The organism is Ruegeria sp. YTSC230 (genome assembly GCF_059609665.1).
On sequence record NZ_JBXWMC010000014.1, the window covers coordinates 54,946 to 78,202 of the forward strand.

Here is a 23,257-nt window from a genome sequence, read left to right on the forward strand (position 1 = left end):
ACAGGATCAAGAGGGGACACTTCACATGATTGCGATAGGTGAGGCTTCCCGGCAATCCGGGGTCGGAGTAGAAACCATCCGCTATTACGAACGCGAAGGTATCGTACCAAGACCCGCACGAGCTCTGAACAATCGTCGCCTCTATTCCGCAAACGATGTGGGTAGACTTCGGTTTTTGAAGAAATGCCGCGACCTGGGGTTTCCTCTATCTGACGCAAAGGCGCTTTTGGAGCTGTCAGAAGGAAGTGCGGAAGACTGCCGGTCAGTGAAAGAATTGGCCGAGGCACACATTGCCAGCGTTCGAAGCAAGATTGATGAGCTCAGACGCCTGGAGCACGCCTTGAGTGAGCTTACGGCCAATTGTGATAGCGGAAACGTTCAATGCCCGATGCTGCAAAGACTGAGAACGATGGACAATATCTGACTCTGGCCGCTGGGCGGAATCAAAGGGTCTGAGATTTAGCCAGATCGCGTCAGACCAAGGTCTGTGGTGCGGTAACAGATTGTAGTTCATAGTCGATTTCACGATGAGAGCGAAAGTAGCTGACCTGATGATTGGCAATTGGTCGTTGTCGCGAGTCTTCCTTGCGACCAGCATCGTTGTGATGGGCACCGCGACCGCAATAGTCGGGGTCTGGGTGTCAAATCGAATTCAGAACGCCGTCGTGCAAAACTCCGCCAATTCCGCAGCGCTGTATATGGAAAGCGTAGTATCCCCGCTCAGCCAGGAATTGGCACATGGCGACCATCTTTCTGAGCAGGCAAGCCGAGCGCTGGACGAGATTTTCATGACCCAGCCAATGCGTGACCGCATCGTCTCCTACAAATTCTGGAAGCAAGGCGGTGTGATTGCGCATGCCTCGGATACAGACATCATTGGAAACCGTTTCAATCCAACTGATGACTTAAGGCGGGCGTGGAGCGGTGATATCTCCGGCTCTTTCGAAGAGCTCGATCATGCCGAGAGCGCCGCCGAGGCGGCATTGGGGATACCACTACTTGAAGTTTACAGCCCCATCCGCGAACTCTGGTCCGGCGAAATCATCGCAGTTGCGGAGTTCTACGAAAGAGCTGATCAGCTTGAGTTAGACTTAGCCAAGGCCAGGCGAACAAGTTGGTTGGTCGTCGGTTCCGCATTTCTCGCAAGTACTATTGTTCTGTATTCCATCGTCGCAATTGGTGACAAAACAATTCGACGACAAGGGGCTCTTCTTAAACAGCGCCTGACAGAAAGTGAGAGGATGGCCGAGCAGAATGCCCGGCTGCGCTCGCGTGTCGTCGAGGCGTCAGAAAGATATGCCACGCAAACAGATCGGTTCCTCAAGAAGCTTGGTGCTGAGCTACATGATGGTCCTGCGCAATACCTGTCCCTCGCCGCTCTTAGACTGGAGGCGGCGTTTTCCAAAGAGTCCGAAAGGCCTAAAGAGGCAGAGGAAATTCAGCAGTCTTTGCAAAAATCTCTGGCTGAAATTCGTGCAATTTCGCGAGGGCTGTCCGCGCCGGATATCGACAACCTGGCGCTCGTCGATGTCGTGAAGAGAGCCGTAGAGGATCACGCTGAACACAGCCCGTTGCGACCGGATATATCATTCCTGGGTAGTCAGGCCCCAGAGTTGTCATTGTCCGACAAGCTGTGCGTTTTTCGGTTCCTTCAGGAGACGCTTTCCAATGCCGCGAGATATGCTCCAGCTTCCAAGTGCACTGTTATCTCTGAGGCGCAGAGCGACTGCATAGTTGTGAAGGTCACAGACGACGGACCTGGATTTGACAGGTCAGAAGAAACCGCTTTGCGAGATGATGGTGGCCAGGGACTTATGGGCTTGCGAGATCGGGTCGAGAGTATTGGTGGCAGGTTCGAAGTCGCATCGAGACCGGGTGAAGGCACCACCATTGCTATGACACTGTTTTCCAGAAAAATGAGTGCATCATGACAACATCTGTCATCATAGCCGATGATCATCCGATTTTCAGGGATGGATTGCAACGCACGTTGGATGAAACTGATGGTTTTGAAGTTTTAGCTGCTGGGTCCAGCGCTGAAGAAGCAGTATCGCTGGTCGGCACGCATCAGCCGGACATAGCTATTCTTGACCTCTCTATGCCCGGTGGCGGGATAAGCGCGACACGTGAAATTGCGGCAATGGAAAATCCACCCGTCATTGCAATCTTGACGGTCTCAGAGAACAGCAGCGATGTCGCGGACGCCTTGGAGGCGGGCGCGATTGGGTACATTGTGAAGGGAGTAACCGCGAGCGAACTAACCGCTTCCTTACGCAGCATCGCCGCAGGTGAAGGGTTCGTTTCTCCTGGCTTGGCCTCGCGAGTATTGCTGCAAATCAATGCTGACAGTGGCATGTCTATTAACAGCAGCATTCTCGATGACCTTACGCATCGTGAGGAAGAAATACTGAGACGTGTGGCCAAAGGACTGAGTAACCGTGAAATCGCTGACGAGTTAGACCTTCAGGAAAAAACCGTGAAGCACTACATGACGGCAATCCTGTCCAAGCTTCATGCGCGCAATCGGGTAGAGGCCGCGCTTATCGCACATGATGTTTGGAACAAGGGAGATTAACCGCGGTCTCTTTGACGACGATGGCGGCTCCTCACTAAGAGAAGCCGCCAACGGATCATCGACTAGAGTTCCTGTTCAGTTGGCAACCGACTGTAACCTCCGGCGATCAGAGGCCGTTGCGTTTCTTTCAACAACAGTCCGGTTGTACGGGTCTTTCAGCTCGTAGCGCCCAAACTCGATCTCCTCTTTCCAACCATTGGCATAGTTCACTTCGATATTGTTGCCCTGGCGTTCGATTTTCGTGGGTCGACTTCCAGCAGTGCCGCCTTGCCCAGAAGAGCGCACGTTGTCGATTGAGATACCATTCGACAAAGACCGAAGCCTTGAAACGTCAGCACCAGTCGCGGGGCGCTCCTCAACAGTTCGATTCTGAGCATTTTTCCTCTCATACCGCCCGTTTTCGATCTCCTCCTTGGTTCCGTCGGCGTAACGCACCTCAATGCCGCTGGCGTTTGTCTCGACCTTTGTTATCCCAGCCGAACCCGACGGCTTGCCCCCTGCTTGAGACCGGTCCTTCTTTCCGCTGCCTCTATTGGAGCGTTTCGAGTCATCATCGTCATCGTCACCGTCATCATCGTCGCGACCACTTTTGCCTGATCCCGAATTGTCGTCACGATCATCATCTCGGTCGTCGTCGCGATCATCGTCTCTATCGTCATCACGATCATCGTCCCGGTCACCACCACGGCCGCTATTGCCCGACCCCGAGTTGTCGTCGCGGTCATCATCTCTGTCGTCGTCACGATCATCATCCCGATCATCGTCGCGACCATCCCCGTCTTTTCCCTTGCCGCTCTTGGCAAAGGCATAGGACGGTTCAAAATGTAGGCGACCATCGGCATCGAACACTGGCACATAAGGTGTCGCCGCGATCAACGAAGCCAACGCCGCAGTACTAAGAAGTTGGCCCAGTTTTCTTTGAATTTTCATTTTCGCCTCCATTTCTGAGCGTCACGCTTCGTGACGTTGGAGACAGGTTACTTCTGGTTCGGCTTTTCCACATCGGGCTTAGGTCTGACGAATTTCAAGCCGAACGTCTTAGTCAGATCAGTCAAACCAATAGAGTTTTTGTTGAGCCATGTGACCAGTTTAGTGGGAACTGACCCCGTCACCCTTCAACTCGTCATCGGGTTCGAGGTGAATGACAAAGACGGAACCCGGATACAAACGATCCAATTCTTCCTCGATGTCATTGCATATATCATGCGCCGCGCTGACTGGCATTGTGCCGTCCACAACAAGGTGAAACTCCACGAAGATGACATTTGCGGACCTGCGCCCTTTGAGGTCGTGGTATTCTAAGGCTGCGCCGAGGTTTGCTTCGATTGCTTTAGAAACGGTCTGCAAGTCATGCTCCGACAGTGTCACATCCATCAGACCATCGACTGAAGCCCGAATAACTTTCCATCCCTCCCACAAGATGTTCAGAGCAACAAGAATTGCCAGGATCGGGTCGAGGATCAACCAGCCGGTGACAAGCGCCAGTATCAGACCTGCGATGACACCAACTGAGGTCATGACATCTGTGAAAATGTGCCGGGAGCTTGCCTCCAATGCAGGCGAACCCTCGCGCCTGCCGATTTTGAGCAATAGGTAAGCCCATGCGCCATTCACACCAGTTGCAATGACATTGACGACGATTCCAAGAAGTGGCGCATCCTCAAGATGCGGGTTCGGGAGTGCCAGCACAGCTTCTCTGATGATCAAGAACGCCGCCAGCACAATCAGTACGCCCTCGGCGACAGCGGAAAGATACTCGGCTTTTTTGTGACCAAAGGGGTGGTTTTCGTCAGGGGGTATATTGGCAATCCGAACCGCAAAATACGCCAGCAGCGCCGCAACGACATTTACAGTTGATTCCATTGCGTCCGACAACAACGCCACCGAGCCCGTCAGCCACCAGGCCAGCAGTTTCAGGGCCAGTACCGCAATGGATATTGGAATGGACCAAAGAGCGATTTTTTGTGTCATTTGGCCACAACCCTCAATCAATCATGAACAGAAACTCGGGTTAATGCTGAGTTCCGACGTTCAAAACGTAAAACAGGTGGTTGGTGAAAAGGGAATAGGCCCTGTGGCTTCCTACCGGCGACCTACGACAGCATCTGGCCCCCTTGCATGGCGCCAAACGACTGTTACTCTGATGCAAGCACGGCCGACGAAACAGGAACCGCCTTGAGATATGCTGCAATCGCCAAACGGTCCTCATCCGTAAGGCGAGACGTGTTCTCGATGACCTCCACCATCTCACCACCTGCACTGTCATAGTCTGGCGTGAAACCAGATTTCAGGTATTCGCCAATGTCTGCCTCAGACCATTCAAGCTGGTCTGAGGTCAGGCCGGGGATACGACCTTTCCCGTTTGGATTTGGTGCACCTGTCAGCCAAAGGTCTCGTTTCAAACCACCTAGACTATTTCGCGGGGTATGGCATTCAGCGCAGTGACCCAGCGCCTCGACCAAATACCTGCCAAGTCTTTGTTGGTCGGTCAGATCACCTTCGACCACCCATTCTGGCGTCATGAACAATAGCTTCCATCCGCCCAGTCCGCGTCGAACGTTGAAAGGGAAACCAACCTCATGCGCTTTGCTTTCTGCCGTGACCGCAGGAAGGGTGCTCAGGAAGGCATGGAGCGATACAACGTCATCGGTCGTCATGTGGGCGTAAGACGTATAAGGAAACGCAGGAAAATAGTGTTGCCCTTCGGGCCCGGTTCCATGGATTAGGGCATTGGCCAGATCCAATACAGACCAGGACCCGATGCCAACCTCGGGGTCACTGGATATGTTCGGGGCAATGAACGTGCCGAAATCCGTCTCGAACCTACGACCACCGGAGAGCATGAGCTTGTCCTCTCCAATCGCGCCCTGCGCTGAATGACAGGATGCGCATCCTGCGGCGTGGAACACGATTTCACCTCTGGCGAGATCTGGGTTCAGATCGTCGAGTTGAGACTGATCCATTCTTTGTGGTCGGGTCAGCACCAAACCAGCCAACCCAACTAAAAGTGCAACGAAAGCGGCGAAAAGGAAAAACCGCTTCACAACTATCTACCAATTAGTCTTTCGGTGCTCTGTACGCTTTGTGACATGCCGAACAGCTTCCACCCAGATCGCCCATCGCAGCTTTCAGGGCATCAACATCTTGTCCGGCTGCAGCCTGCATCGCAACAGCTGCCTCTGCCATGGCTTGCCCTTTCGCACCAACGTCAGGGAAGTTTTCCCAGATCGCAGGCAGCGCTCGGGTGGACGGATCGGATACATTGTCGGATCCCGCGGGCCACATCGCGGATTGGTCGATCTGCGTTAGTACAACAAGGTTGTTTGCAGCCCGTGTTGCGGCCTCGGCATCATAATCCACCTCACCTTTGGCCATGCCGCCAAGTGTACCAAGATTGAAGGCATAGAGTTGCATGATTGAGGTTCGAGCTTTCACAGCCGGGTTTTCGCTTTCGTGGGCGATGGCTGTGCCAATTGCAGCCACCGATAATATACCGGCCGCAAAGATCGAAATTTTCTGCATCATGGTGTGTCTCCCTGTTCAATACTCCGAATGTTACCTTGAACGAATTTACTTGTAATTGTTTGTTATTGGTCGTCACCTGTTAATTTATGAACAATGAAAACTGGGATGATATTCGGTACGCGTTAGCAGTAAGCAAATACGGTTCGTTGAACGCGGCGGCGGCGGCTCTGGGCGTTACGCATGCCACAGTCTTGCGCAGAGTGGCCGCATTCGAAGAGCGCCATGGTTGCCGGATTTTTCAGAAAAACCCGTCAGGATATTCCGTTCTCCCCGAAGCCAGTGCGGTCTTTTCGGCCATGGAAAGCGTTGAAGAAGCGGTGCTGTCGGTTGAGCGGGCAGTTGTCGGAGCAAATCGGTCTCCTATGGGTCAGGTACGCATTACATCTACCGACAGTCTTTGCCGGATTGTTCTACCTCCAATACTATATGAGATCTCACAGCTTTACCCCGGCCTGAAGCTGACTTTGCTAAGCGGAAATAGTCACCATGATCTATCCCGGTTGAGCGCAGACATCGCCGTGCGGCCATCGATAAAGCTCGGGGAGGGGCTGATTGGGCAGCGTGCCGGAACACTGTCGTTCGGCGTCTTTGACGACGGCTCTCCCAATAGCAAATGGATGAGGCTTGATGGGGCGTTAAGCCGTTCACTTCCTGCCAAATGGCTGGAAACGAATGTCAGTGCTGACGAAATGACCAACGGGGCAGACAGTTTTTTGGTGCTACAGGAGATGGCCGCTGCAGGAGTCGGAAAAACGTTTTTACCCACGTTTTTGGGCGACGCGGATTCCCGGCTTCGAAAGTCGCACGACGTGACCCCAGAAATTGAGGTTCCGCTCTGGGTCGCGACGCTGGAGGAAATAGCGAACACTCCCAGATTTGCTATCGTTCAACGAGCGTTGGTTGAACGCTTAGCCATTGTTCTTGCTGGATGACGTTGTTTTAGAAAACAGTCGCGAGCACTCGGGTTGCGCTCTCAGCAGATACACGACATAGCGGCTTTTATACCCACATCCAAACGAACGAGCTTTCAGCACGAATGCCGATTTGGGCAGTGGAGCAGTCACTACGAGGACCGAGGTTTCTGGCGCTTATCGCGCGGAGCAGACCTTGGCGTATACCGCAGCGAATGACCGCTTCCCGCCCTCTGTGCAGAATCTAGCGATCTAACAGCAAAGTAGGTTCGGTTGCTTGCCCGCCCCTACCCTGCCCGCCTGATGCCACCAATTTAAACTCCTGGTTTCAGTAATCCGCACCCTGCCTGGTATCCCAGAGACGAAGAATCTCTATCTGAGTAGGCATTACACGATAGATTAGCGTGAATGGGGTTCGGGGTACTGAAAGCTCCCGTATGTCTTGCCGTGTGTCACTTGGGTGACCAGCATAAGGGTTGGCTGCAAGAGTAAGCTGAATGGCTTTGAGCTGAGCTCGTGCCCTTTCGCTGCCTTCAGGAAAAACTGACGTGTAGTAGTAACGGAACCACTGAATGTCCCTGGCCGTATCTTCGAGAAATACAATCTTCATTGGCTGTTGGATTGCCCGCTTGCTACCGGAGCCGAAAGTTCATTCTCGGTATCCCAGCTGTCTATCCAGGCATTCATTTCGTCTGCCGTGATGAACTTGCCTTGGTCTGCTTTTTCAACAGCCGCATCAATGGCTGCACGTTTAGCGGCTTTGGATTCTAACATCATTCTAATTGCCCGTACGGCGAGTTGTGCAGGCGGTCGGTCTTCGATCGCAGCTTCCCGTTCCAGGGTCTTTCTCAGGTCTTCATCGAGACGGATTGAATATGGGCTGGTACTCATCGCAATCACCTGTTTCCGTGTTGTAGTACAATGTAATACATCTGAATGAAATTCACAATAGACCGATGGCATGTACCGCACCTGTTGTTCTGAACTCATGAGCGTGAGGAGAAATCATGGGTGCGGCCTTCACTTCTGCGGTTATTTTGAATTTTGCGTCAACAATGCGGTTGGTTGTATGTCTCCTTGATCGATTTTTGAAATCAGTGAGATCAAATAGGCTTGATGGGATTTTATGTTCTCCGCTCGTTGGAAAATATATCCGAGCACTAAGAAACGGAGAGCTGGGCCATATGTCGATTTCATAGCATACCAGGTCTGACCAAATCTTAGGTACTCGGCGATATCGTCCATAAGTCGGTCACAATGTGCCTGATCCCGGGCAAAGCGAAGTTCCGAGCACAAACGTGGAAAGCTGCGCTCCATTTGATCTGGAGAAACTTGAATCTGAGAATATTCTTCTTTCTTAACTATTGGATTCAAAGAGTCCTCTTTGTGCCCCTCAATTTCATTGTCACTGTCCCTCAAATTATCTGAATCTGTCCGTTTTATCTCAGAGATTTCCACAGAGATTTCAGCCAGCAGTTCGCTGAGTACATTTGCATCTGGTTTGCGACGCAGAGCATTGCGTGCGGTGACCATCAAATCTGAGATTGTGGCGTCGTTTGCCACGAGCTCTCTGAGACGCGCCAGAGCTGTAGAAACCTTGTCGCGGAGCACCGTGAACTCCAGAACTCGATCAGCATGCCTCTGGGCTTCCTCGATGAACTCAGCGTGCCGTTCAGACAAAGGCATCAGGGACAGTCCAGTTGCTGCGACCACCCTGCCCTGTCGATCCCGGCGTGCCCAACGTTTTCCGTTGGCGCTCATGACGCGGCGGATAAGCCCAAGCTCAACCAGCGCCGAGATATGGCGTTCAACGGTCTGTACACTGACGTGAGTTCGTTTGGCGATCGCAGCGTTGGAGGCAAAACAAACATGGTGATCATCCTGGTCTGGTGAAATCTGATCTCCAATCACAAAGGAAATCATCGCTCTCAGGACGTTGAGGGAAGTGGATTTAAGCCCAAGCGGTTCTCTGGCTTCCTCGACGGCTCGAAGAAGCAACCATTTTTTAGGCGTACTACCCCCCTGCCCTGCCGTTCCCAACAAGGTTGCTCCGTTTGGAGCCAATGCTGTTACTGTTTTCATAATTTTATGTCAGCAGACAAAGAAAACCTATTCACCCAGAGGCGTTTTTTGTTGTCTCGTGATTCGCGGGCTGTTAGGGTTTAGGTGTCAAATCTATAACCACTAGTTGGTTTTCAGCCCTCGGAGCCTTAGGTTTCGGGGGTTTCTTCTTTGCTTTCCTCCTCTTTGCTCGTTGCCTCATGTAGAGTTAACAATTGTTAACTCGCTTACTCCTCGGCGTTTTCTTTGAAGCGCTCGTAGGATTCCTGAATTAACTGAGCAAGGTTTTCCGTAAGCCAACGTGAGTAGGCTTCATTCTCCCCTGCTCTTTTGATCGTCATATTCACCGCTGAATTGCTGGTCTTGATAACAACGTCGGGTGCCGGTCGGTTTTCTTGTGCTTCTTTTTTTCGAGCCAGGCTGCCTAAAAGCCCATTTAACCGATCGTCTGAACTACCTGGGTTGAGTGTCTCCAAGAGCTTCATAGCCTTGTCCGCTGTTATCACCTTTTTTCGTAACGCATCGGCGAGTGCCGTCCATTTGGGCCGTCCGGATTTCGGTGCTGGGCCAATCATATCGCCAAGATCTTCGGGAATATCGTTTGTAATTCGCTCCAATTGCGACAGCGTGTTTTTAGAAATTGCCAGCGCCGTGATCGCTTCCGAACGGTCATATCCTTGGTTCAGAATCTCTCGAGCAAACCGGGCTCTCTCGTAGTAGCTGAGGTCAACACGAGAAGAGTTCTCTAAACCTTTTGCCTGAAGCGCCTCTTTGTCATCGAGAGTCCGTACAAGCGCGCGTACAGGCTGATTTAGATGCTGACAGGCCAGGATACGGCGGCGGCCGTAAATAACTTCGAAGTGGCCGTCCACTTCCTCAGACGGACGCAAGAGGACAGGAACCTGTTGGCCTCCTGCGTCTTTGATGCTTTCGGCCAGCTCCAGAACAGCTGCATCGACGTTGGGCTCGGCTTTTGAGTTAACAGGTGTTAACTCCACTCCAAGCCTGTCCTTCGGACCCCAAGGCAATATGAGCGAGGTATCAATTTCTTGGATTCCGCCGGCGCCAACACGGACGGAGGCTATGGTGCCTCGTGGAAGCGCGGCATTGGCACGCTCGGTTTTCGTAGGCGGAATGGGAGGGTTTCCGGCTGCCGCCGCTATTGCTGCAGCCATGCTGGTTTTGTTTTGTTTAAGTGCCATTTCAACGGCCCCACGCGGTTTGAATCATGTTTGAGACTTCGTGCCCGACGGCATCCATGCTCGATCGGGCGCGGTCATAGGTAGACCGTGTCATTTCTGATCGAACAACTTCGTACATTGTCATTTTCAGCATCGCGGCATCGGCAATCGCCGTGCTTCGCAGCGCAGTTGCTCCGATTACTCGATCCTGAAACAGCGCCCGCATAAGGCTTACAATTTGCTGTGATGGGGTATCCGAGGGGTCGTCCCGTGTTATGAGGAACCGGAAATTGTCATGGACAATCGGAATCCCGGAGTTCTCAAACTCTTCCAGGTATGCCGAAGTCATCTCAAGAAACTGCTGGGTGGAGGCCACGTCCAACATGCTCGGTGTCAGCGGTACGATCACAGATGTTGCGGCAAACAATCCTGCCAGCGTCAAGAAACCCAAAGAAGGCGGGCTATCGATAATGATTACATCATAGTTTGCTTCGACTTCTTCGATTGCGCTGGCAAGACGATTATAGAAGGGAACGCCTTTGCGGGCGTAGACAGCGGTTTCCGTTTCAAACTCTGACAGGATCAACTGGGCGGGGGAAAGATCCAAGCCAGGGAAGTAAGTGGTCCGGACGCACTCTGACATCGGGACCGAGTCCTCGTAGCGCAGAGCATCATAGATCGAATTCCCCTCAAACTCGATTTCTGGCTGAATTCCACAGAATCCGGTCAAGCTGCCTTGTGGGTCAAGGTCGATAGCCAGAACGCGATAACCTTGAAGTGCAAGATAGTGGCAAAGGTGAATGGCTGAGGTGGATTTCGCACTACCACCCTTGAAGTTCATGAGTTGAACAACCTGAAGCTGGTCGGCATCGCGACGACCGGGAAGGTACTTTCCGGGCTTTCTGGAACTTCCTTCAAGGATCTGGCGCATTGCTTTGATTTCGGCTCCGGAATAAAAGCGACGTCCGTTCTTGTTGAACTCCGGCTCTGGAAGAGAGCCCTCAGCATGGCCCTTTCGCAAGAACTGTCCGGTTGTGCCAAACAGGTCGGCAACCTCTGTCGCGCTGAAGAGTCGGAGGGTCTTTGACAACTCAGGAGAATACGCCTGAGTTAAGTGGGTCGTCAGTGCAACTTGTAGACGATCAGAGATTTCACGTGTAACGTGAGACTGCGTCGTCGCAGCAATTGGTGTGGTTTGTAACATAGTTGCAGATTTCCTGCTCTTTTTTGTTTGGTTGCGCAACTTGAGTACATTTAGGCACTCGTATTCCGATTCATGTCAAGAGAAAAATCAATAACTTGTGGGTCGTTGCGAAGCCTGCACAAGCGTCCCGAAGTTAACAGCTGTTAACTCACGTCTCCATTGGGTGCTTAAGAGGCGCTTTGAGGTTGCATGCTTGCGGCAAAAGTTCGCCTTCGGAATTCGAGATTAGAGGGTTGCCAGACGCCGGCCACTTTGTCTTTTCAGCCAAGCGAAATCCTGCCAGAAATACTGCAATGCGCTCACGTTTTGCTCAAGTTGCAGATGATTAAATCAGATTAGTATTGAGCCCCACTCCACTAAAAAGCCCAATTGGTGGTTATTCTTGAAAAGTGCTGACAAGCTCATTGTTTTGCCAGGGCAGGGCGGTGTTCTAGTAGCTGACTTTCTGTGTCCGCTAATTTGATGGTGTAGTTAATACTCTTCCAGTGCTGGTCTTTGGAGCAACTGCCCTGTGAACCAAGGTATACTGAAGTTGCTTATCAATTGGACCGATGTTGGTTTCATTCCAATAGATCGGTTGCCGGATTGTCGGCGATATCGTCGTCGTCACCGCATTTCTGGGCCAGTGCGATAGGTGCAAGTCGGTCTTGATCGGTGTGCCTCCTGCGGGGCTTGAGTAAGGAAACCCGAACGCAGCCCCTACGGTGAGGCATAATCCTACGGTAGTCCTGTTAGCTTCAGTCAGTGTTTGTCGATCTGGTCGATGGCGTCCGGGTTGAGGCGGCGTTTCCGTATCCGGCCAGATTTCGAGACCGAGTGAAACATGGGGCTGTCCTCGGCGTGACCCACTTCGATCCAACACGCCAGCGGCCTCGCTGCGCGACCCTTGCGCACTAACCGTGGAGCCTCGCGTTTTGGGGTGGTCTCAACTACCTGCGGCGACACCTAAGTTAGGTCATTCTCGTTGAATTTCTTCAGCGACACTCCCGCCTCCAAAATAAGGCGCGCCGAACACCGAACGCTGCCATCTAACTGAGTTCAGTCCGGTAATAGGATCGTCCGGTCAGGGGAGTCCCGGCGCGAACCTTGGCTGGTGACCATCTGATGTTCGAGAATATCAAGGGTGATCAGATAGGCGTTCGGGGCAATGAGGTCGGCCCAGTGTTTGGAATGTGCGAAAGTGGAGGGGTGATGGTTTACCCAGCCACGACAGTGGGCACTCAACTGCTCCGTTAGGCCGGCAATAAGAACAGCTTGACTAATTTGCCGCGTGTGGAATTCCCAACTGTTGAACCAACCTCCTCTTTGGCATATATTGCCAATCAGGAGGCTTATGCCATGGTAACCCGCAATGTGGTACTTACAGAATCGCAGGATCAACTAGTGCAGAATCTGGTTGCGTCCGGTCGTTATCAGAACGCCAGTGAAGCGCTGCGTGCCGGGCTTCGGCTTCTAGAACGGGAAGAAGCGGGACTGGTGTCTCTCAAACAAGGCCTGCAGGAGGGTGTGACGCAGGCTCAGACTGGAGATCTGGCAGAAGGCAGCGGTTCGGATGCGATCCGTCGTGCCTTTGCAAGGGCACGTTCCAAAGCGTGACCAGACCCTTTCGACTGACACGCCGTGCTGAATCCAGCCTGGTGGAAATTGCCCGATGGACAATTGACAAGTTCGGACCGCATCAGGCCGATCTTTATGAACAAGAATTGATAGCGCGATGTCAGGCCATCACGGAGGGCAGGGTGGCCAGCCGTAGCTGTTCATTATTGGTCGAGGAGGCGGCTGATCTCAGATACGTACAGGCAGGAGAGCATTTCCTCGTCTACCTGGACCAGCCGGATAGTGTGATCATAGTCGATATCTTGCATTCCCGTTGTAATTTGCCACGACATGTTTCCGGGCTGGTCACTTTGATGGATGCGGCAGGGAAAAAGACATAGGCACTGCAGTCAGAGTTTCCCTCAGGCTGAGATTTCTTTGAATAATCAGTAAGTGATCACCCCAACAGGTCGGTTGCCGGGTTTTCTGCGACGTCCACATCATCATAATATTTCTGCGCCTGCGCCATGGAGCGGTGCAGGGACAGGCGCATGGCGGCCTGGATCGGGGCACCGTCCAAAGCGGCCTGGGTCAAGAAACCCGAGCGCAACCCGTGGGGCGAGGCAAAATCCTCCGGCAGTCCCGCCAGTGCCAGCCGGTGTTTGACGATCTGGTAGATCGAATCCGGGCTGAGACGACGCTTCAACACATTGTCAGCCTTGGAGACAGGGCGGAACAGCGGCCCGTTCGTGACTTGTCCGACCTCGATCCAATGCACCAATGCTTGCGCGGCGCGACCCTTCAGCACCAGCCGTGGGGTTTCACCTTTCCGGGTGGTCTTGGTCTCCAGCAGTGAGAGCCAGACCACGCCGGTCTTGTCGAATTCCTTGAGAGAGACATCCTCACGCATCAGCCCGGTGATCTCCGACCGCCTGCGCCCACCGCTGGCCCAGCCGAGCATCAGGATTGCCCGGTCGCGGCAATCGCGCCGCGACCCCCGGCAGGTGGCCAACAGTTGCTCCAGAACCTCACGGGTGATCGGGTGCTGCGACTTCGGGGCAGGGGGACGGGCGGCGGCGCGGCGGGCCTTGGCGCGGGCCTGTTTCACCTGTGGTGCGCTAAAGGGGCTGGCGAGGTTCTTCATCCGGTGAAAGGCCAGCCAGGAGGCGATGCGCCGGTCCAGCGTCGAAGGGGCCGGGCAGGCCAGCGATTTGCGCAGGCCTTGCGCAATGAGCGCTTCTGCGGTTTCGCGCGCCACATCCGTTTCTGGTGCATCATTCAGATCACGGGCGTGATCAAGGATGAAGGCGAGGGCGGTAGGCTCGCTCTCCGGCCAGTCCAACACCGCGCCAAAGCGCGCTGTTTTCCAGGCGGTGATGTAGAGCAGGTCGCGCTCATAAGCCCGCAGCGTATTGGCCGGCGTGCCGCGGACATAGAGATCCGTGAGCGCGTCCTGATCTTCCTTTGAAAGGGCAGGGGGAGCGTCGGGCAGGTATGGGGCAGGGGCTGTCATGGGGCGCATTTTGCATCGCTTCGCGGCAAATTTCAATCATACGTAATAAGGGGAACTTATCAGTTGTAATGGTAAGTTTAGAAAGTAACAAATGTAACGAGCAAAAGGGTGAAATATTGCGCGCAATACAGATGGAAGCTCTGCTTGGCAACAGAAATCGCGGGCTCTGAAGGTGTAGACGCCCCCGCTGGCCTCGATGTGCCATTGTCGGTTTGCAAACAACATGATTGGAGGCGTCTATGGAAGAGATTAGCATGATTGGCCTGGATTTGGCGAAGAGCGTTTTCCAGGTGCACGGAGCAGATCACTCGGGTCACCCTATTCTGCGGAAGAAACTGCGCAGAGGTCAGGTCCTTGAGTTTTTTGCCATGCTACCGAGATGCGTGGTTGCGATGGAGGCTTGCTCTAGCGCGCATTACTGGGGCCGCGAGATTGGTCGCCTGGGTCACGATGTCAGGCTCATCCCACCTGCGTATGTGAAACCGTTTGTGAAGCGACAGAAAAACGATGCCGCTGATGCAGAGGCCATCTGTGAGGCTTCGATCCGTCCCACCATGCGTTTTATCTCGGACAACAACGGCAGGCAGCCCTAAAAACAAACAAGGGATCTATCACGACCGGCCGCCAGAGCGGCGACCTTGACTGACGCCTTCCGGCACGGCCGCGCGCCAAGCAGAGGTGGCCTTGCAGCGGGAACAGATGCGTTCGCCAAAACCTTCGCTCCAGAAAGAGGATTTGCAGCGCAAGCAGAACCGTTCCTTGGGCGCATCTGCAAGCGCACGCTTTGGCGGGTCCGAGACGATGAATTCCTTCTTCTTTTGCATCAGTTCCTTGCTTTCCATTGACTCAGGCATTCGCTTCTTCCACTTCATTCAGGTACAAGCGAAGTGGCCTGTTGGCATGGCATCCCTTCATTTTCGGCGTTCTGAATTTCAGAGCTGTCCTGCGAAAAAACTTGCGGGATATCGTCTTTGGGACTTTGGTCAACGAGATCGATATTCTCCCGCGTTGTCCGCGATCCCGAGTAAAGATGCCGCAATTGGGCCTCGGATACCCCGTCGGCCTGCATCACAAGCTGCACCATTGGGTCTGCCAGCATTTCTTCCAGAAAAACATCAGACAGCTCTCTTCCTGAAAGCTTGTCCTTCGCGCGGGCATTGTCGAGATCAATTAATGAAACGGTTAGGCTCCGGGTTAATCCCGGATGGGAAATGCGTGGATGCAGGTGGACAACAACCGAGGCCTTCCAAGCTTCAGGGTCTTGGTGATCCGGAGGCGAGGCGAGTTCGGTCTCGATTTCATACTCGCCGGCGGGGAGCGTTTCTGCAAAACCGGGCACTGTGAATGGCCAGTCGAAAACTGCGATGGTCTTGCTGAATTGGTCATCCATTGCGGTGGTCCTTTCGATTAAGGGCCAGGTAGGGCTCGCCAGCCCGTTCCGGCGCGACTCTCGGGGTTTTTCGAGATTGGCTGAACCGGCCTTTGCCGCCCTGATTGTCGGTTTCCTTATTCGACGGTTCAGCAGGACGGCAGACCTAATAGCCAGGTCATTGAAAGACATGATCCCAATCGATTTCGGATTTTCCACTGAGACCTCGGTGCGTCGGTCAGACCCGAAAATTCGCACGTAGCCTATCAGTATATGGGGTTTGAAGGGCCGATTTACTACGGCGCGTTGCCAAGCAAATCAGCACATGACGCTCGGTATCGGACCGCTATTTGAGAAGTTACAACAACTTCAAATTTAGGCAGGCTTCGCTATCCCCGTTAGTTTTGGCAAGTTTTCCTTGCATAGTCGAATTCTCGCGACATCCGGCGCGTTTATTGCCCCCAATAAGAGCGTTGTAGTTCATGCCTATTTTCATTTCGCGCCTGACGGGCCCGGTGAGTTTGGCTGAGCCGGTGTGATCGCTTGTTGCGCCGCGGTAGATTGTACTTGAGGGAAATTTCAGACTGCTTGCATCGGCATCCCACTTTCTAACACCAAGGGTCGAACAGGTTCCTTGGTCGCCTTCCAGTTGCAATCCAAACATCCCACTTACCGTAGCAAACCAGTGTGAATTGACAAGGGCGGCCTTGACGCAATCATATTAAGATGCATCAAGGTTCAGCCCTTCTATGCACGCTTTGGCGAGATCGCGGTTCGGAGAATCGGAACCAGGCATGGTTGCCCAACCCGCATCCATCACGGCGTCGCGTCGCTTGTACGACGTGGCAGCCTGGATCGTTGCGAGCTTTGCTAAACGCTGATTATCCGTGCGGGACATGTCGTGGCAAATTGGCACGAGCGCCGCGATCACCTGGTCCCGCGCCATTTCGCTTGCCAACTTGTTCGCGCTTCCGCCAGTCATCCAACCGCCCCAAGAAAATCCAACGACGCCGACAAACACCGCGCCGAGCAGCGCGCCATACATACCAGGTTTCAGCCATTCAGGATTGGTCATATCAAGTCCTCCAGCGGAGAAAGCGCCGCTTCGCTATGTTGAATTGTTTCACAGTGGGCCTAGTCGCAGGCAATGGCATGCTCCAGATCCTTTTGTGTTGTCATGTGCATCGTTGTTTGACCGACATGACTCCCTCGACCCCTGACCATCAGGTAGGTCGCGGTGCGTCGGTAAGCCTCAAAGCTGACGCCTTGCAGCAACTCCTCCTCGAAGAGAATTTCATACGCGCCAGCCGGAAACACGATGTCGCTGTTTCCCAACCTGAAGGCATTGGTGAACGTCACCTTTGACCTGATCGAACGCGTGAGCATCCCATACCTCCGTTGAATTGATCGCTGGATTTCCGGTACCGACCATGGTCGACCGCATCAGTCCAGATGCCCCGTCAAGTCACAGCACTTAGGGCTATATTATTCCCAACCCACGGGCTTTATGCTGATCGAAGTTAGTACCCATCAGGTTCTTTACTGTCAGGATGTGTGCAACAGCCTCACTCCCGACAATCGGGGCTAGAAGGTGGCGCATCCAGGCGGATGCAAGTCTTTGCGCCTTGCAGCAATCAAGCAATATTGAATGCGGTATCCAACGCGTTGGTCGGTATCTTTGTCCCAACGATTTTTGTCGAGCGCCGCTCCCCCAGTCCGAAAGGAAAAATCATGTCTGTATCAGATGTTCTTCGCCCGGATGGCTCCGACTACGACCCTTTCCTGCTTGCAGAAGTGGGTGAAGACAAAACCGGTGCAACAGTCACGGTTTTGTCAGCCCTTGCGCGTCTCGGGCTCGAGCCTTGGACCGAGGCTCGTGAGCTTACACTTCTGGGCCGAGATGCAGCGCATGCCCGGCTGAAAGCGCATCTTTCAACAGTCAGAGATGTACCCACGCTTAATCATGCGAGCGGCAGTGTGGCGACAAAGTTGGTGGCCTTGTTACCTAAGCGCGTGTCGCATCGCGTTTCGAAACTGCCAGAGACAATAAAGTATACCGGCCCCCGGGTCCCGATCTATTGGATGCTGATTTCACTCATGGGCGCTCTGATACTTGCGCGGATCTTTTATCTGGCTCAAGCGGGCTAACCTGCGTCAGTACGAAGGCGCTCTGAAACCCGTTAGGTGACATGTGTCCGCTGTGTATTTGGTTGGCATTTTTTTTGAGTACCTGAGGGGCGCGGGGAACATGGAGCTCCCCAATAGGGCTGTATGAGTCTCGTGCTTCTTATTCTCGGACCGTCCAGGAAAGGACATTCCAATGAATGATGAAGACCAGAGTCAGGAAAACCACACCGTCAAGCACATGGCCTCCGTCAAGGCCGCCTGGGACAAAGCGCCTGAAGGCCCCAAAAAGGCGACGGCATTGAAACACTATCAGGCCGCTGAAAGTGCCCACGAAGCAGAAAATGACGAAGAGGCTCACAAGGAACTCAAGGAAGCCAGTCGGGCGCTGATGTAACGTCACGCGTTGGAGATGTAAGCAGGATCGTCCCAAACCAGATTGTGGGCCCAATCAGGCCAGAAGCGGCCGCTTCTGATCCAGATACGCTGGATCGAAATCCGCCAGTTTAACCAGACCCTCATAGTTATTGAACGTCACAAACCCATCCCTAAATGTAACCAACTCGTCCTCCCTGAGTTTGCGCAGGACGCGGTTGACGTGAATGGCGCTCAATCCCAGTGCATCGGCAAGATGGTACTGTGTGAGCGGGCAGGCATAGCCTTTCTTGCTGCCCATCCCCACAAGCGACAGCCTGACTCCAAGTTCCAGTAGGAAATGTGCCATGCGCGCATCCGCATCACGCCGCCCAAGCCCGACAAGATGTTCGACAACCATCGCTTCGTCGCGTGACACGGCCCATAAAATTGCAGTGGCAAGCCGAGGTGTCTCTGCGAAGGCTTGCAAAAGATCACTCACCAGAACCTCGGCGGCTTCGATTTCAACAATCGGCTCAATGCCATGGTCTGACGTGTGCAGCAAAACGCTGCGTAGCCCAAGGAAATCCCCTGGAATCTGGAAATCGACGATTTGGCGTGATCCGTCAGGCTGAATCTTATATGAAACAACCCAGCCTGCGGCGAGGATATAGGCAGCCTGTTCCGATTGTCCCTGATGAACAAGATCACGGCCAGCCTCAAAGGTTCTCCTCCGCTGGTGCAATTGTTCCAAAACGGCCAGTTCCGCCTCTGCCAAGGCAACAAATGCCGAGAGTTTCTGTGTTAGCGGGCTGGTGTTGGTGTTCATCGTTGGATTTCCCCGAGCCTGCAAAGACTCTACGAAGAATTTGGTATTGAGGCTACTTTCGATCAGTCCAAAATACCAAAACTCATGTGACAATAGAAAAACTATCACCACCTCGCCTGGTCACGAATCCAATGACTTTAAAAGGAATGACCCCAATGTCAGACCACCAAGATCCCGCAGGCATGGCTGCACTCTCGATCTGCGAGGCTCTTCTACTTGCCTTAAACGATCTCAATCTTCTTCAGGAACGTGAGATCGTCGGGGTTTTGCGCGATGCTGCCGTGACCCACGAGTGTGCCAATGGTTCGGATTTAGAGCTAGAAACCCATTCGGCAGTCGCCAAATTAATCAACGAGATTATTGTCAGCGGTAACTTCTCGCGCCGATCTTAGATCACGCGGCCTGGTACTTGTACGTCCTGTTGTTCGTGTTTCTGCCGACCATGCTCCTCGCTGCAATTGCTGGCATGTGGTTCTTTTACCTGCAGCACCAGTTCGAGGATACCAGTTGGCAGCGGGAAAATGATTGGAGCATTCAGGATGCGGCGCTTGAAGGCAGTTCACACTATGCACTGCCCGGAATGCTGAGCTGGATCGCCCGGAAAGTCGGAGTTCACCATGTTCATCATCTGGCCAGCCGCATCCCGTTCTATCGTCTTCCGGAAGTCCTTCGAGGTCATGACGTCCTTGCCAACACCCGGCGCATCACTCTCCGCGATAGCTTGCGCTTCACAAGCCTCGCGCTCTGGGACGAAACCGAACGCATCGTTATAGTGAGTTATGAATCAATCCGGGTATAGATCAGAAACTTCGGAAACCAAATTGCGAATCCTGCACGCTCCGCCTTGGTTGCAATCTTCGTCCTGCGACTAAGAAAATTACTTTTTCTTACTCCCTATCTTGACCGGCTTCTGACCCTTTGAGAAGTCGGCCGTCGCCACGATTTTTTCCTTTGCTTTCTTTGGCTTTTTAACTTCGCGGTTGCCGCGCCTCTTGTCACCTTTCGACATCTGAGTTCCTTTCAGGTTGGTTTCTCTCAATACGTTTGCATGTTACAGATCGACCGACTGCATTGAGGTGGTCCCGTCGTTGGGTCAAAAGACCTGCGTCACGCCCTCAAGGGTCCCAAATCTGATGCAGTTCCAGACCTGTTGGGTTTTTGTGCGACCATCGCCTCGGTTGTGATCAGAAGGCTTGCAATCGACGCCGCATCTTCCAGAGCAACCCGGACAACTTTGGTGGGGTCAATGATCCCCGCTGTCAGCATGTCGACATAAGTTTCCGTTTGAGCGTCGAACCCGAAGGATGGGTTTTCGCTTTCGATGATCTTTGCCGCGACGACCGATCCGTCCACGCCGGCATTTTCGACAATCTGGCGCAGCGGTGCCTGGATTGATCGCCGGACGATCCTGATGCCGGCATCCTGGTCGGAGTTGGCACCTTTAAGGGTCGCAAGCGCTTTGTCTGAATGGAGCAGCGCAACACCACCGCCTGGAACAACACCTTCCTGAACCGCCGCGCGAGTGGCGTTCAACGCGTCGTCAACCCGGTCTTTGCGTTCCGTTACCTCAATCTCCGTGGCCCCTCCGACCCGGATGATGGCGACCCCGCCTGCCAGTTTAGCAAGACGATTCTGCAGCTTTTCCCGTTCGTAGTCGGATGTCGTATCTTCGATCTGCGAGCGAATCTGGGCGACCCGTGAAGTGATTGCTGATTTGTCGCCCGCGCCATCAATGACGGTCGTATCGTCCTTGGAGATGACGACTTTCTGTGCGGCACCGAGCATGTCCAGCGTGACGGTTTCAAGCTTGGTCCCCAAATCGGTCGAGATCACTTGGCCGCCCGTCAGTATCGCGAGATCCTCCAGCATCTCCTTGCGGCTATCCCCAAACCCAGGCGCCTTTACTGCGGCAACCTTCAGCCCGCCACGAAGCTTGTTGACCACAAGCATGGCCAGCGCATCGCCCTCCACTTCCTCGGCAACAACCAGAAGCTGCTTTTCGGCTTCCATGACTGCTTCGAGCAACGGCACCATGTCGGCAAGAGACGACAACTTGCTCTCGTGGAACAGGATAACGCAGTCTTCCAGCTCTACGCTCATCTTGACCACATTTGTTATGAAATATGGGCTAAGGTAACCGCGATCGAAATTCATACCTTCGACCACTTCGGTTTCGGTCTCCAATCCCTTGCTCTCTTCAACCGTGATTACGCCTTCAGTGCCGACCGCAGCCATCGCATGGGCGATCTGACGGCCAATCGCTATATCTCCGTTGGCGGAGATGGCCCCTACCTTCGCAATTTCGACACTGTCGCCAACCGGTCGGGACAGGTCCTTGATCTTTGCGGCGACGACCCGGACGGCTTGTTCAATACCTCGCTTCAGATCCATCGGATTCATGCCAGCGGCAACGGCCTTCATCCCTTCCTTGACGATCGCCTGAGCCAGTACGGTAGCAGTGGTTGTGCCGTCGCCAGCCTCTTCGTTGGTGCGGGACGCGACTTCCTTCACCATCTGGGCTCCCATGTTTTCAAAGTGATCCGGAAGCTCGAATTCTTTGGCAACAGTAACGCCGTCCTTGGTGATACGCGGGGCACCGTGGGATCTGTCCAAAATGACGTTTCGACCTTTTGGACCAAGAGTGATCCTGACGGTGTTCGCCAGCATGTTGATCCCTGTTAGCATTCGGCTGCGCGCATCAGCACTGAATTTGACGTCTTTGGCGGACATGTCGGGAACTCCCTGAGACAAGGATTGGATGATGGTCTGCTGCGTCGGAAAAGACCGTCTGGTCCATGGTCTTTTCGTCTTCGTCGAAAAGGCGACGCTAAGTGAACGGCTTCGAAGCACTCCTTTTTAAGGTTTGCCGAGCAGAACAGCACTGGACGGAGGCGTGCTGATCGGGCGAGTTTCATTCGGGCGGGAGCGGTGGCGGATTCTTTTTCGGGTCCACTTCAAAGGTCGGGAGTCAAACCACTACCGCGCGGTGTCACAAACATCGAACCGTGTTTTTGGTGACTATGATCGCGTTAATCAAGTCAGCAACGGCCTGATGGCATTTTGTTTCCAATCCTATTGTTGGAGCGTTTTCGTGAGCCGTCACCGCGGCGCGTAATTCCCTCGCGGCTTGGCGTTCCGGAAGCAATTTTTGATTATTCAAGGAGAGCGATGGTGCCTCATAGATCGAGAGTGCCGCTATTCCTGCAAACTCTGTTGGGTCAGACATCATGGGCCGTTCCTGTCGCGTTAACTCATCAGGACCAGAAGTGGGCTCGATGAATTCAACCATCGTTGCAGAATTTTCTGCATGTTGGACTGATTGAAAGCAGCTTCGCGTCGAATTTTCTCGTGAAATTTTCGCCGCACTTGGATGACCCAATAAAAACAATCGAAAACAGACCTCTCACTCGAAAACTATCTGCAATCGTCGCTCTTTCGGGTGCTGAACGGTTGTGTTGCAAACTTTTAGAACGGCCAGAGTTAACGACATGCTGGACACATTTATCCAGCGATCACACCAAACAACCGAAAGCCCAAAGTTGTAGCGCTAGAGAGCTGCTTCATTCGGATCATATAGACGACTTCAATGCCATCCAAGTTAGCGGACGCAGATGCGAAAGATTTGAACCCACACATGCGCCGAACACGCTGTATTTTGAACTGATGTTCTTGCTCGATCAGTCTATTCAGGAGTTTCGACCTTATTGTCTGTACTTTAACCGGGCAACCAAATCGCCTCAAGTTCCTGTTCACTTCTTGAAATACCTGCTGCGTTGGCTCCGCTCTTATCGATTACGGTTTTGCCAGTGCTTCCGATTGACTACAACGCTTTGGCAAAGAACTTGGTTGCTGCGAGACCGTTCCATCGCTCAGGCAGCACGAAATCATGGGTGTTCCCTGTCACCTGCTTTATCGACAGTTCGATAAAGGCGCATCCAATTGCCGCGAACACGCAGTTAAATCCGGTCCATGCGCCAGGAATTCAGCACAGGGTGCCTTTTCGATTGTGCTCGCGCGGCGATCATCGGCGAGTATTTGGGAACCTACCTATTCAATGTGGCGTTATCTACGCGCA

Annotated in this window: 32 protein-coding genes and 1 pseudogene; 11 read left to right on the forward strand and 22 right to left on the reverse strand. The window is 53.4% G+C overall.

Annotation, left to right across the window (positions count from 1 at the left end):
- Positions 1-25: 25 nt before the first annotated feature.
- The 3 genes from AC2FD9_RS21705 to AC2FD9_RS21715 all read left to right on the forward strand — a co-directional run bounded on the left by AC2FD9_RS21705 (position 26) and on the right by AC2FD9_RS21715 (position 2,575).
- Positions 26-424: a MerR family transcriptional regulator gene (locus AC2FD9_RS21705; RefSeq protein WP_282121168.1), complete on the forward strand. Its 399-nt coding sequence runs from the start codon at positions 26-28 to the stop codon at positions 422-424.
- A gap of 103 nt (positions 425-527) precedes the next feature.
- A complete protein-coding gene (locus AC2FD9_RS21710) occupies positions 528-1,931 on the forward strand; it encodes a sensor histidine kinase (RefSeq protein WP_282121169.1) in 1,404 nt (467 codons plus the stop codon).
- Entirely contained in the window at positions 1,928-2,575 is a 648-nt protein-coding gene (locus AC2FD9_RS21715) for a response regulator (protein WP_282121170.1), read from the forward strand. The genes AC2FD9_RS21710 and AC2FD9_RS21715 overlap by 4 nt, the downstream gene beginning before the upstream one ends.
- A 75-nt stretch (positions 2,576-2,650) precedes the next feature.
- Here AC2FD9_RS21715 and AC2FD9_RS21720 read toward each other — a convergent pair whose 3' ends face one another.
- The 4 genes from AC2FD9_RS21720 to AC2FD9_RS21735 form a co-directional block, all read right to left on the reverse strand.
- Positions 2,651-3,505 (reverse strand): hypothetical protein, encoded by an 855-nt coding sequence (locus AC2FD9_RS21720; RefSeq protein WP_282121171.1) that lies wholly within the window; start codon positions 3,503-3,505, stop codon positions 2,651-2,653.
- 159 nt (positions 3,506-3,664) lie between these two features.
- Positions 3,665-4,546 carry a cation diffusion facilitator family transporter gene (locus AC2FD9_RS21725; RefSeq protein WP_282121172.1) on the reverse strand — a complete coding sequence of 294 codons (882 nt, stop codon included), beginning with the start codon at positions 4,544-4,546 and terminating at the stop codon, positions 3,665-3,667.
- A gap of 164 nt (positions 4,547-4,710) precedes the next feature.
- Complete coding sequence (locus AC2FD9_RS21730; protein WP_432653458.1) at positions 4,711-5,619, reverse strand: c-type cytochrome; 909 nt, start codon at positions 5,617-5,619, stop codon at positions 4,711-4,713.
- Between the two features lie 13 nt (positions 5,620-5,632).
- Complete coding sequence (locus AC2FD9_RS21735) at positions 5,633-6,100, reverse strand: c-type cytochrome (RefSeq protein WP_282121174.1); 468 nt, start codon at positions 6,098-6,100, stop codon at positions 5,633-5,635.
- Between the two features lie 86 nt (positions 6,101-6,186).
- Here AC2FD9_RS21735 and AC2FD9_RS21740 point away from each other — a divergent pair, with 86 nt between their 5' ends.
- Entirely contained in the window at positions 6,187-7,032 is an 846-nt protein-coding gene (locus AC2FD9_RS21740; protein ID WP_282121175.1) for a LysR family transcriptional regulator, read from the forward strand.
- 307 nt (positions 7,033-7,339) lie between these two features.
- Here AC2FD9_RS21740 and AC2FD9_RS21745 read toward each other — a convergent pair whose 3' ends face one another.
- The 6 genes from AC2FD9_RS21745 to AC2FD9_RS21770 form a co-directional block, all read right to left on the reverse strand.
- Positions 7,340-7,621: a type II toxin-antitoxin system RelE/ParE family toxin gene (locus AC2FD9_RS21745; protein WP_170592490.1), complete on the reverse strand. Its 282-nt coding sequence runs from the start codon at positions 7,619-7,621 to the stop codon at positions 7,340-7,342.
- Positions 7,618-7,974 (reverse strand): CopG family ribbon-helix-helix protein, encoded by a 357-nt coding sequence (locus AC2FD9_RS21750; protein WP_282121176.1) that lies wholly within the window; start codon positions 7,972-7,974, stop codon positions 7,618-7,620. The genes AC2FD9_RS21745 and AC2FD9_RS21750 overlap by 4 nt, the downstream gene beginning before the upstream one ends.
- A gap of 69 nt (positions 7,975-8,043) precedes the next feature.
- Positions 8,044-9,093, reverse strand: coding sequence for a helix-turn-helix domain-containing protein (locus AC2FD9_RS21755; protein WP_282121177.1), 1,050 nt, complete (start codon positions 9,091-9,093; stop codon positions 8,044-8,046).
- Positions 9,094-9,299: 206 nt separating this feature from the next.
- On the reverse strand, positions 9,300-10,274 hold the full coding sequence (gene repB, locus AC2FD9_RS21760) for a plasmid partitioning protein RepB (protein WP_282121178.1): 975 nt from the start codon (positions 10,272-10,274) through the stop codon (positions 9,300-9,302).
- A 1-nt stretch (position 10,275) separates the two neighbouring features.
- Positions 10,276-11,457 (reverse strand): plasmid partitioning protein RepA, encoded by a 1,182-nt coding sequence (gene repA, locus AC2FD9_RS21765; protein ID WP_282121179.1) that lies wholly within the window; start codon positions 11,455-11,457, stop codon positions 10,276-10,278.
- Positions 11,458-12,198: 741 nt separating this feature from the next.
- The gene (locus tag AC2FD9_RS21770; RefSeq protein ID WP_496727247.1) at positions 12,199-12,351 is read right to left on the reverse strand and encodes a hypothetical protein; all 153 of its coding nucleotides are present in this window, start codon (positions 12,349-12,351) and stop codon (positions 12,199-12,201) included.
- A 444-nt stretch (positions 12,352-12,795) separates the two neighbouring features.
- Between AC2FD9_RS21770 and AC2FD9_RS21775 the strand changes: the two genes are divergently transcribed.
- Together AC2FD9_RS21775 and AC2FD9_RS21780 are read left to right on the forward strand one after the other, a co-directional pair.
- Positions 12,796-13,053: a type II toxin-antitoxin system ParD family antitoxin gene (locus AC2FD9_RS21775; RefSeq protein ID WP_282121181.1), complete on the forward strand. Its 258-nt coding sequence runs from the start codon at positions 12,796-12,798 to the stop codon at positions 13,051-13,053.
- Positions 13,050-13,394 (forward strand): type II toxin-antitoxin system RelE/ParE family toxin, encoded by a 345-nt coding sequence (locus AC2FD9_RS21780; protein WP_282121182.1) that lies wholly within the window; start codon positions 13,050-13,052, stop codon positions 13,392-13,394. The genes AC2FD9_RS21775 and AC2FD9_RS21780 overlap by 4 nt, the downstream gene beginning before the upstream one ends.
- Positions 13,395-13,450: 56 nt before the next feature.
- Here the strand turns inward: AC2FD9_RS21780 and AC2FD9_RS21785 are convergent, their stop codons facing one another.
- On the reverse strand, positions 13,451-14,506 hold the full coding sequence (locus AC2FD9_RS21785; protein ID WP_282121183.1) for a tyrosine-type recombinase/integrase: 1,056 nt from the start codon (positions 14,504-14,506) through the stop codon (positions 13,451-13,453).
- A 239-nt stretch (positions 14,507-14,745) separates the two neighbouring features.
- Between AC2FD9_RS21785 and AC2FD9_RS21790 the strand changes: the two are divergent.
- Positions 14,746-15,072: pseudogene (locus tag AC2FD9_RS21790) on the forward strand (IS110 family transposase); the annotation flags it as partial.
- A 45-nt stretch (positions 15,073-15,117) separates the two neighbouring features.
- On the opposite strand, the gene AC2FD9_RS21795 reads toward AC2FD9_RS21790, so the two are convergent.
- From AC2FD9_RS21795 to AC2FD9_RS21815, 5 genes are all read right to left on the reverse strand, one after another.
- Complete coding sequence (locus AC2FD9_RS21795; RefSeq protein ID WP_282121184.1) at positions 15,118-15,360, reverse strand: hypothetical protein; 243 nt, start codon at positions 15,358-15,360, stop codon at positions 15,118-15,120.
- A gap of 14 nt (positions 15,361-15,374) precedes the next feature.
- Positions 15,375-15,896, reverse strand: coding sequence for a hypothetical protein (locus tag AC2FD9_RS21800; protein ID WP_282121185.1), 522 nt, complete (start codon positions 15,894-15,896; stop codon positions 15,375-15,377).
- 337 nt (positions 15,897-16,233) lie between these two features.
- Positions 16,234-16,539, reverse strand: coding sequence for a hypothetical protein (locus tag AC2FD9_RS21805; protein ID WP_282121186.1), 306 nt, complete (start codon positions 16,537-16,539; stop codon positions 16,234-16,236).
- Positions 16,540-16,596: 57 nt separating this feature from the next.
- Positions 16,597-16,950 (reverse strand): hypothetical protein, encoded by a 354-nt coding sequence (locus AC2FD9_RS21810; protein ID WP_176865328.1) that lies wholly within the window; start codon positions 16,948-16,950, stop codon positions 16,597-16,599.
- Positions 16,951-17,009: 59 nt separating this feature from the next.
- Entirely contained in the window at positions 17,010-17,261 is a 252-nt protein-coding gene (locus AC2FD9_RS21815) for a hypothetical protein (RefSeq protein WP_282121187.1), read from the reverse strand.
- A gap of 345 nt (positions 17,262-17,606) precedes the next feature.
- Here AC2FD9_RS21815 and AC2FD9_RS21820 point away from each other — a divergent pair, with 345 nt between their 5' ends.
- Both AC2FD9_RS21820 and AC2FD9_RS21825 read left to right on the forward strand, forming a co-directional pair.
- A complete protein-coding gene (locus tag AC2FD9_RS21820) occupies positions 17,607-18,023 on the forward strand; it encodes a hypothetical protein (protein WP_496838816.1) in 417 nt (138 codons plus the stop codon).
- A 172-nt stretch (positions 18,024-18,195) separates the two neighbouring features.
- The gene (locus AC2FD9_RS21825; protein WP_113789405.1) at positions 18,196-18,396 is read left to right on the forward strand and encodes a hypothetical protein; all 201 of its coding nucleotides are present in this window, start codon (positions 18,196-18,198) and stop codon (positions 18,394-18,396) included.
- A 54-nt stretch (positions 18,397-18,450) separates the two neighbouring features.
- Here AC2FD9_RS21825 and AC2FD9_RS21830 read toward each other — a convergent pair whose 3' ends face one another.
- The gene (locus AC2FD9_RS21830) at positions 18,451-19,182 is read right to left on the reverse strand and encodes a Crp/Fnr family transcriptional regulator (protein WP_282121189.1); all 732 of its coding nucleotides are present in this window, start codon (positions 19,180-19,182) and stop codon (positions 18,451-18,453) included.
- 155 nt (positions 19,183-19,337) lie between these two features.
- Between AC2FD9_RS21830 and AC2FD9_RS21835 the strand changes: the two genes are divergently transcribed.
- Together AC2FD9_RS21835 and AC2FD9_RS21840 are read left to right on the forward strand one after the other, a co-directional pair.
- Positions 19,338-19,574 (forward strand): hypothetical protein, encoded by a 237-nt coding sequence (locus AC2FD9_RS21835; protein ID WP_282170954.1) that lies wholly within the window; start codon positions 19,338-19,340, stop codon positions 19,572-19,574.
- A 17-nt stretch (positions 19,575-19,591) separates the two neighbouring features.
- Positions 19,592-19,981, forward strand: a complete 390-nt coding sequence (locus AC2FD9_RS21840; RefSeq protein WP_282121191.1) for a fatty acid desaturase — start codon at positions 19,592-19,594, stop codon at positions 19,979-19,981.
- Between the two features lie 78 nt (positions 19,982-20,059).
- Here AC2FD9_RS21840 and AC2FD9_RS21845 read toward each other — a convergent pair whose 3' ends face one another.
- From AC2FD9_RS21845 to AC2FD9_RS21865, 5 genes are all read right to left on the reverse strand, one after another.
- On the reverse strand, positions 20,060-20,221 hold the full coding sequence (locus AC2FD9_RS21845; RefSeq protein ID WP_496838817.1) for a hypothetical protein: 162 nt from the start codon (positions 20,219-20,221) through the stop codon (positions 20,060-20,062).
- A gap of 68 nt (positions 20,222-20,289) precedes the next feature.
- Complete coding sequence (gene groL / locus AC2FD9_RS21850) at positions 20,290-21,912, reverse strand: chaperonin GroEL (protein WP_282121192.1); 1,623 nt, start codon at positions 21,910-21,912, stop codon at positions 20,290-20,292.
- 259 nt (positions 21,913-22,171) lie between these two features.
- Positions 22,172-22,471, reverse strand: a complete 300-nt coding sequence (locus AC2FD9_RS21855; RefSeq protein ID WP_496761394.1) for a hypothetical protein — start codon at positions 22,469-22,471, stop codon at positions 22,172-22,174.
- A 212-nt stretch (positions 22,472-22,683) separates the two neighbouring features.
- Complete coding sequence (locus AC2FD9_RS21860) at positions 22,684-22,935, reverse strand: DDE-type integrase/transposase/recombinase (RefSeq protein ID WP_366524170.1); 252 nt, start codon at positions 22,933-22,935, stop codon at positions 22,684-22,686.
- Between the two features lie 67 nt (positions 22,936-23,002).
- Positions 23,003-23,134, reverse strand: coding sequence for a hypothetical protein (locus tag AC2FD9_RS21865; protein WP_496761477.1), 132 nt, complete (start codon positions 23,132-23,134; stop codon positions 23,003-23,005).
- Positions 23,135-23,257 lie beyond the last annotated feature (123 nt).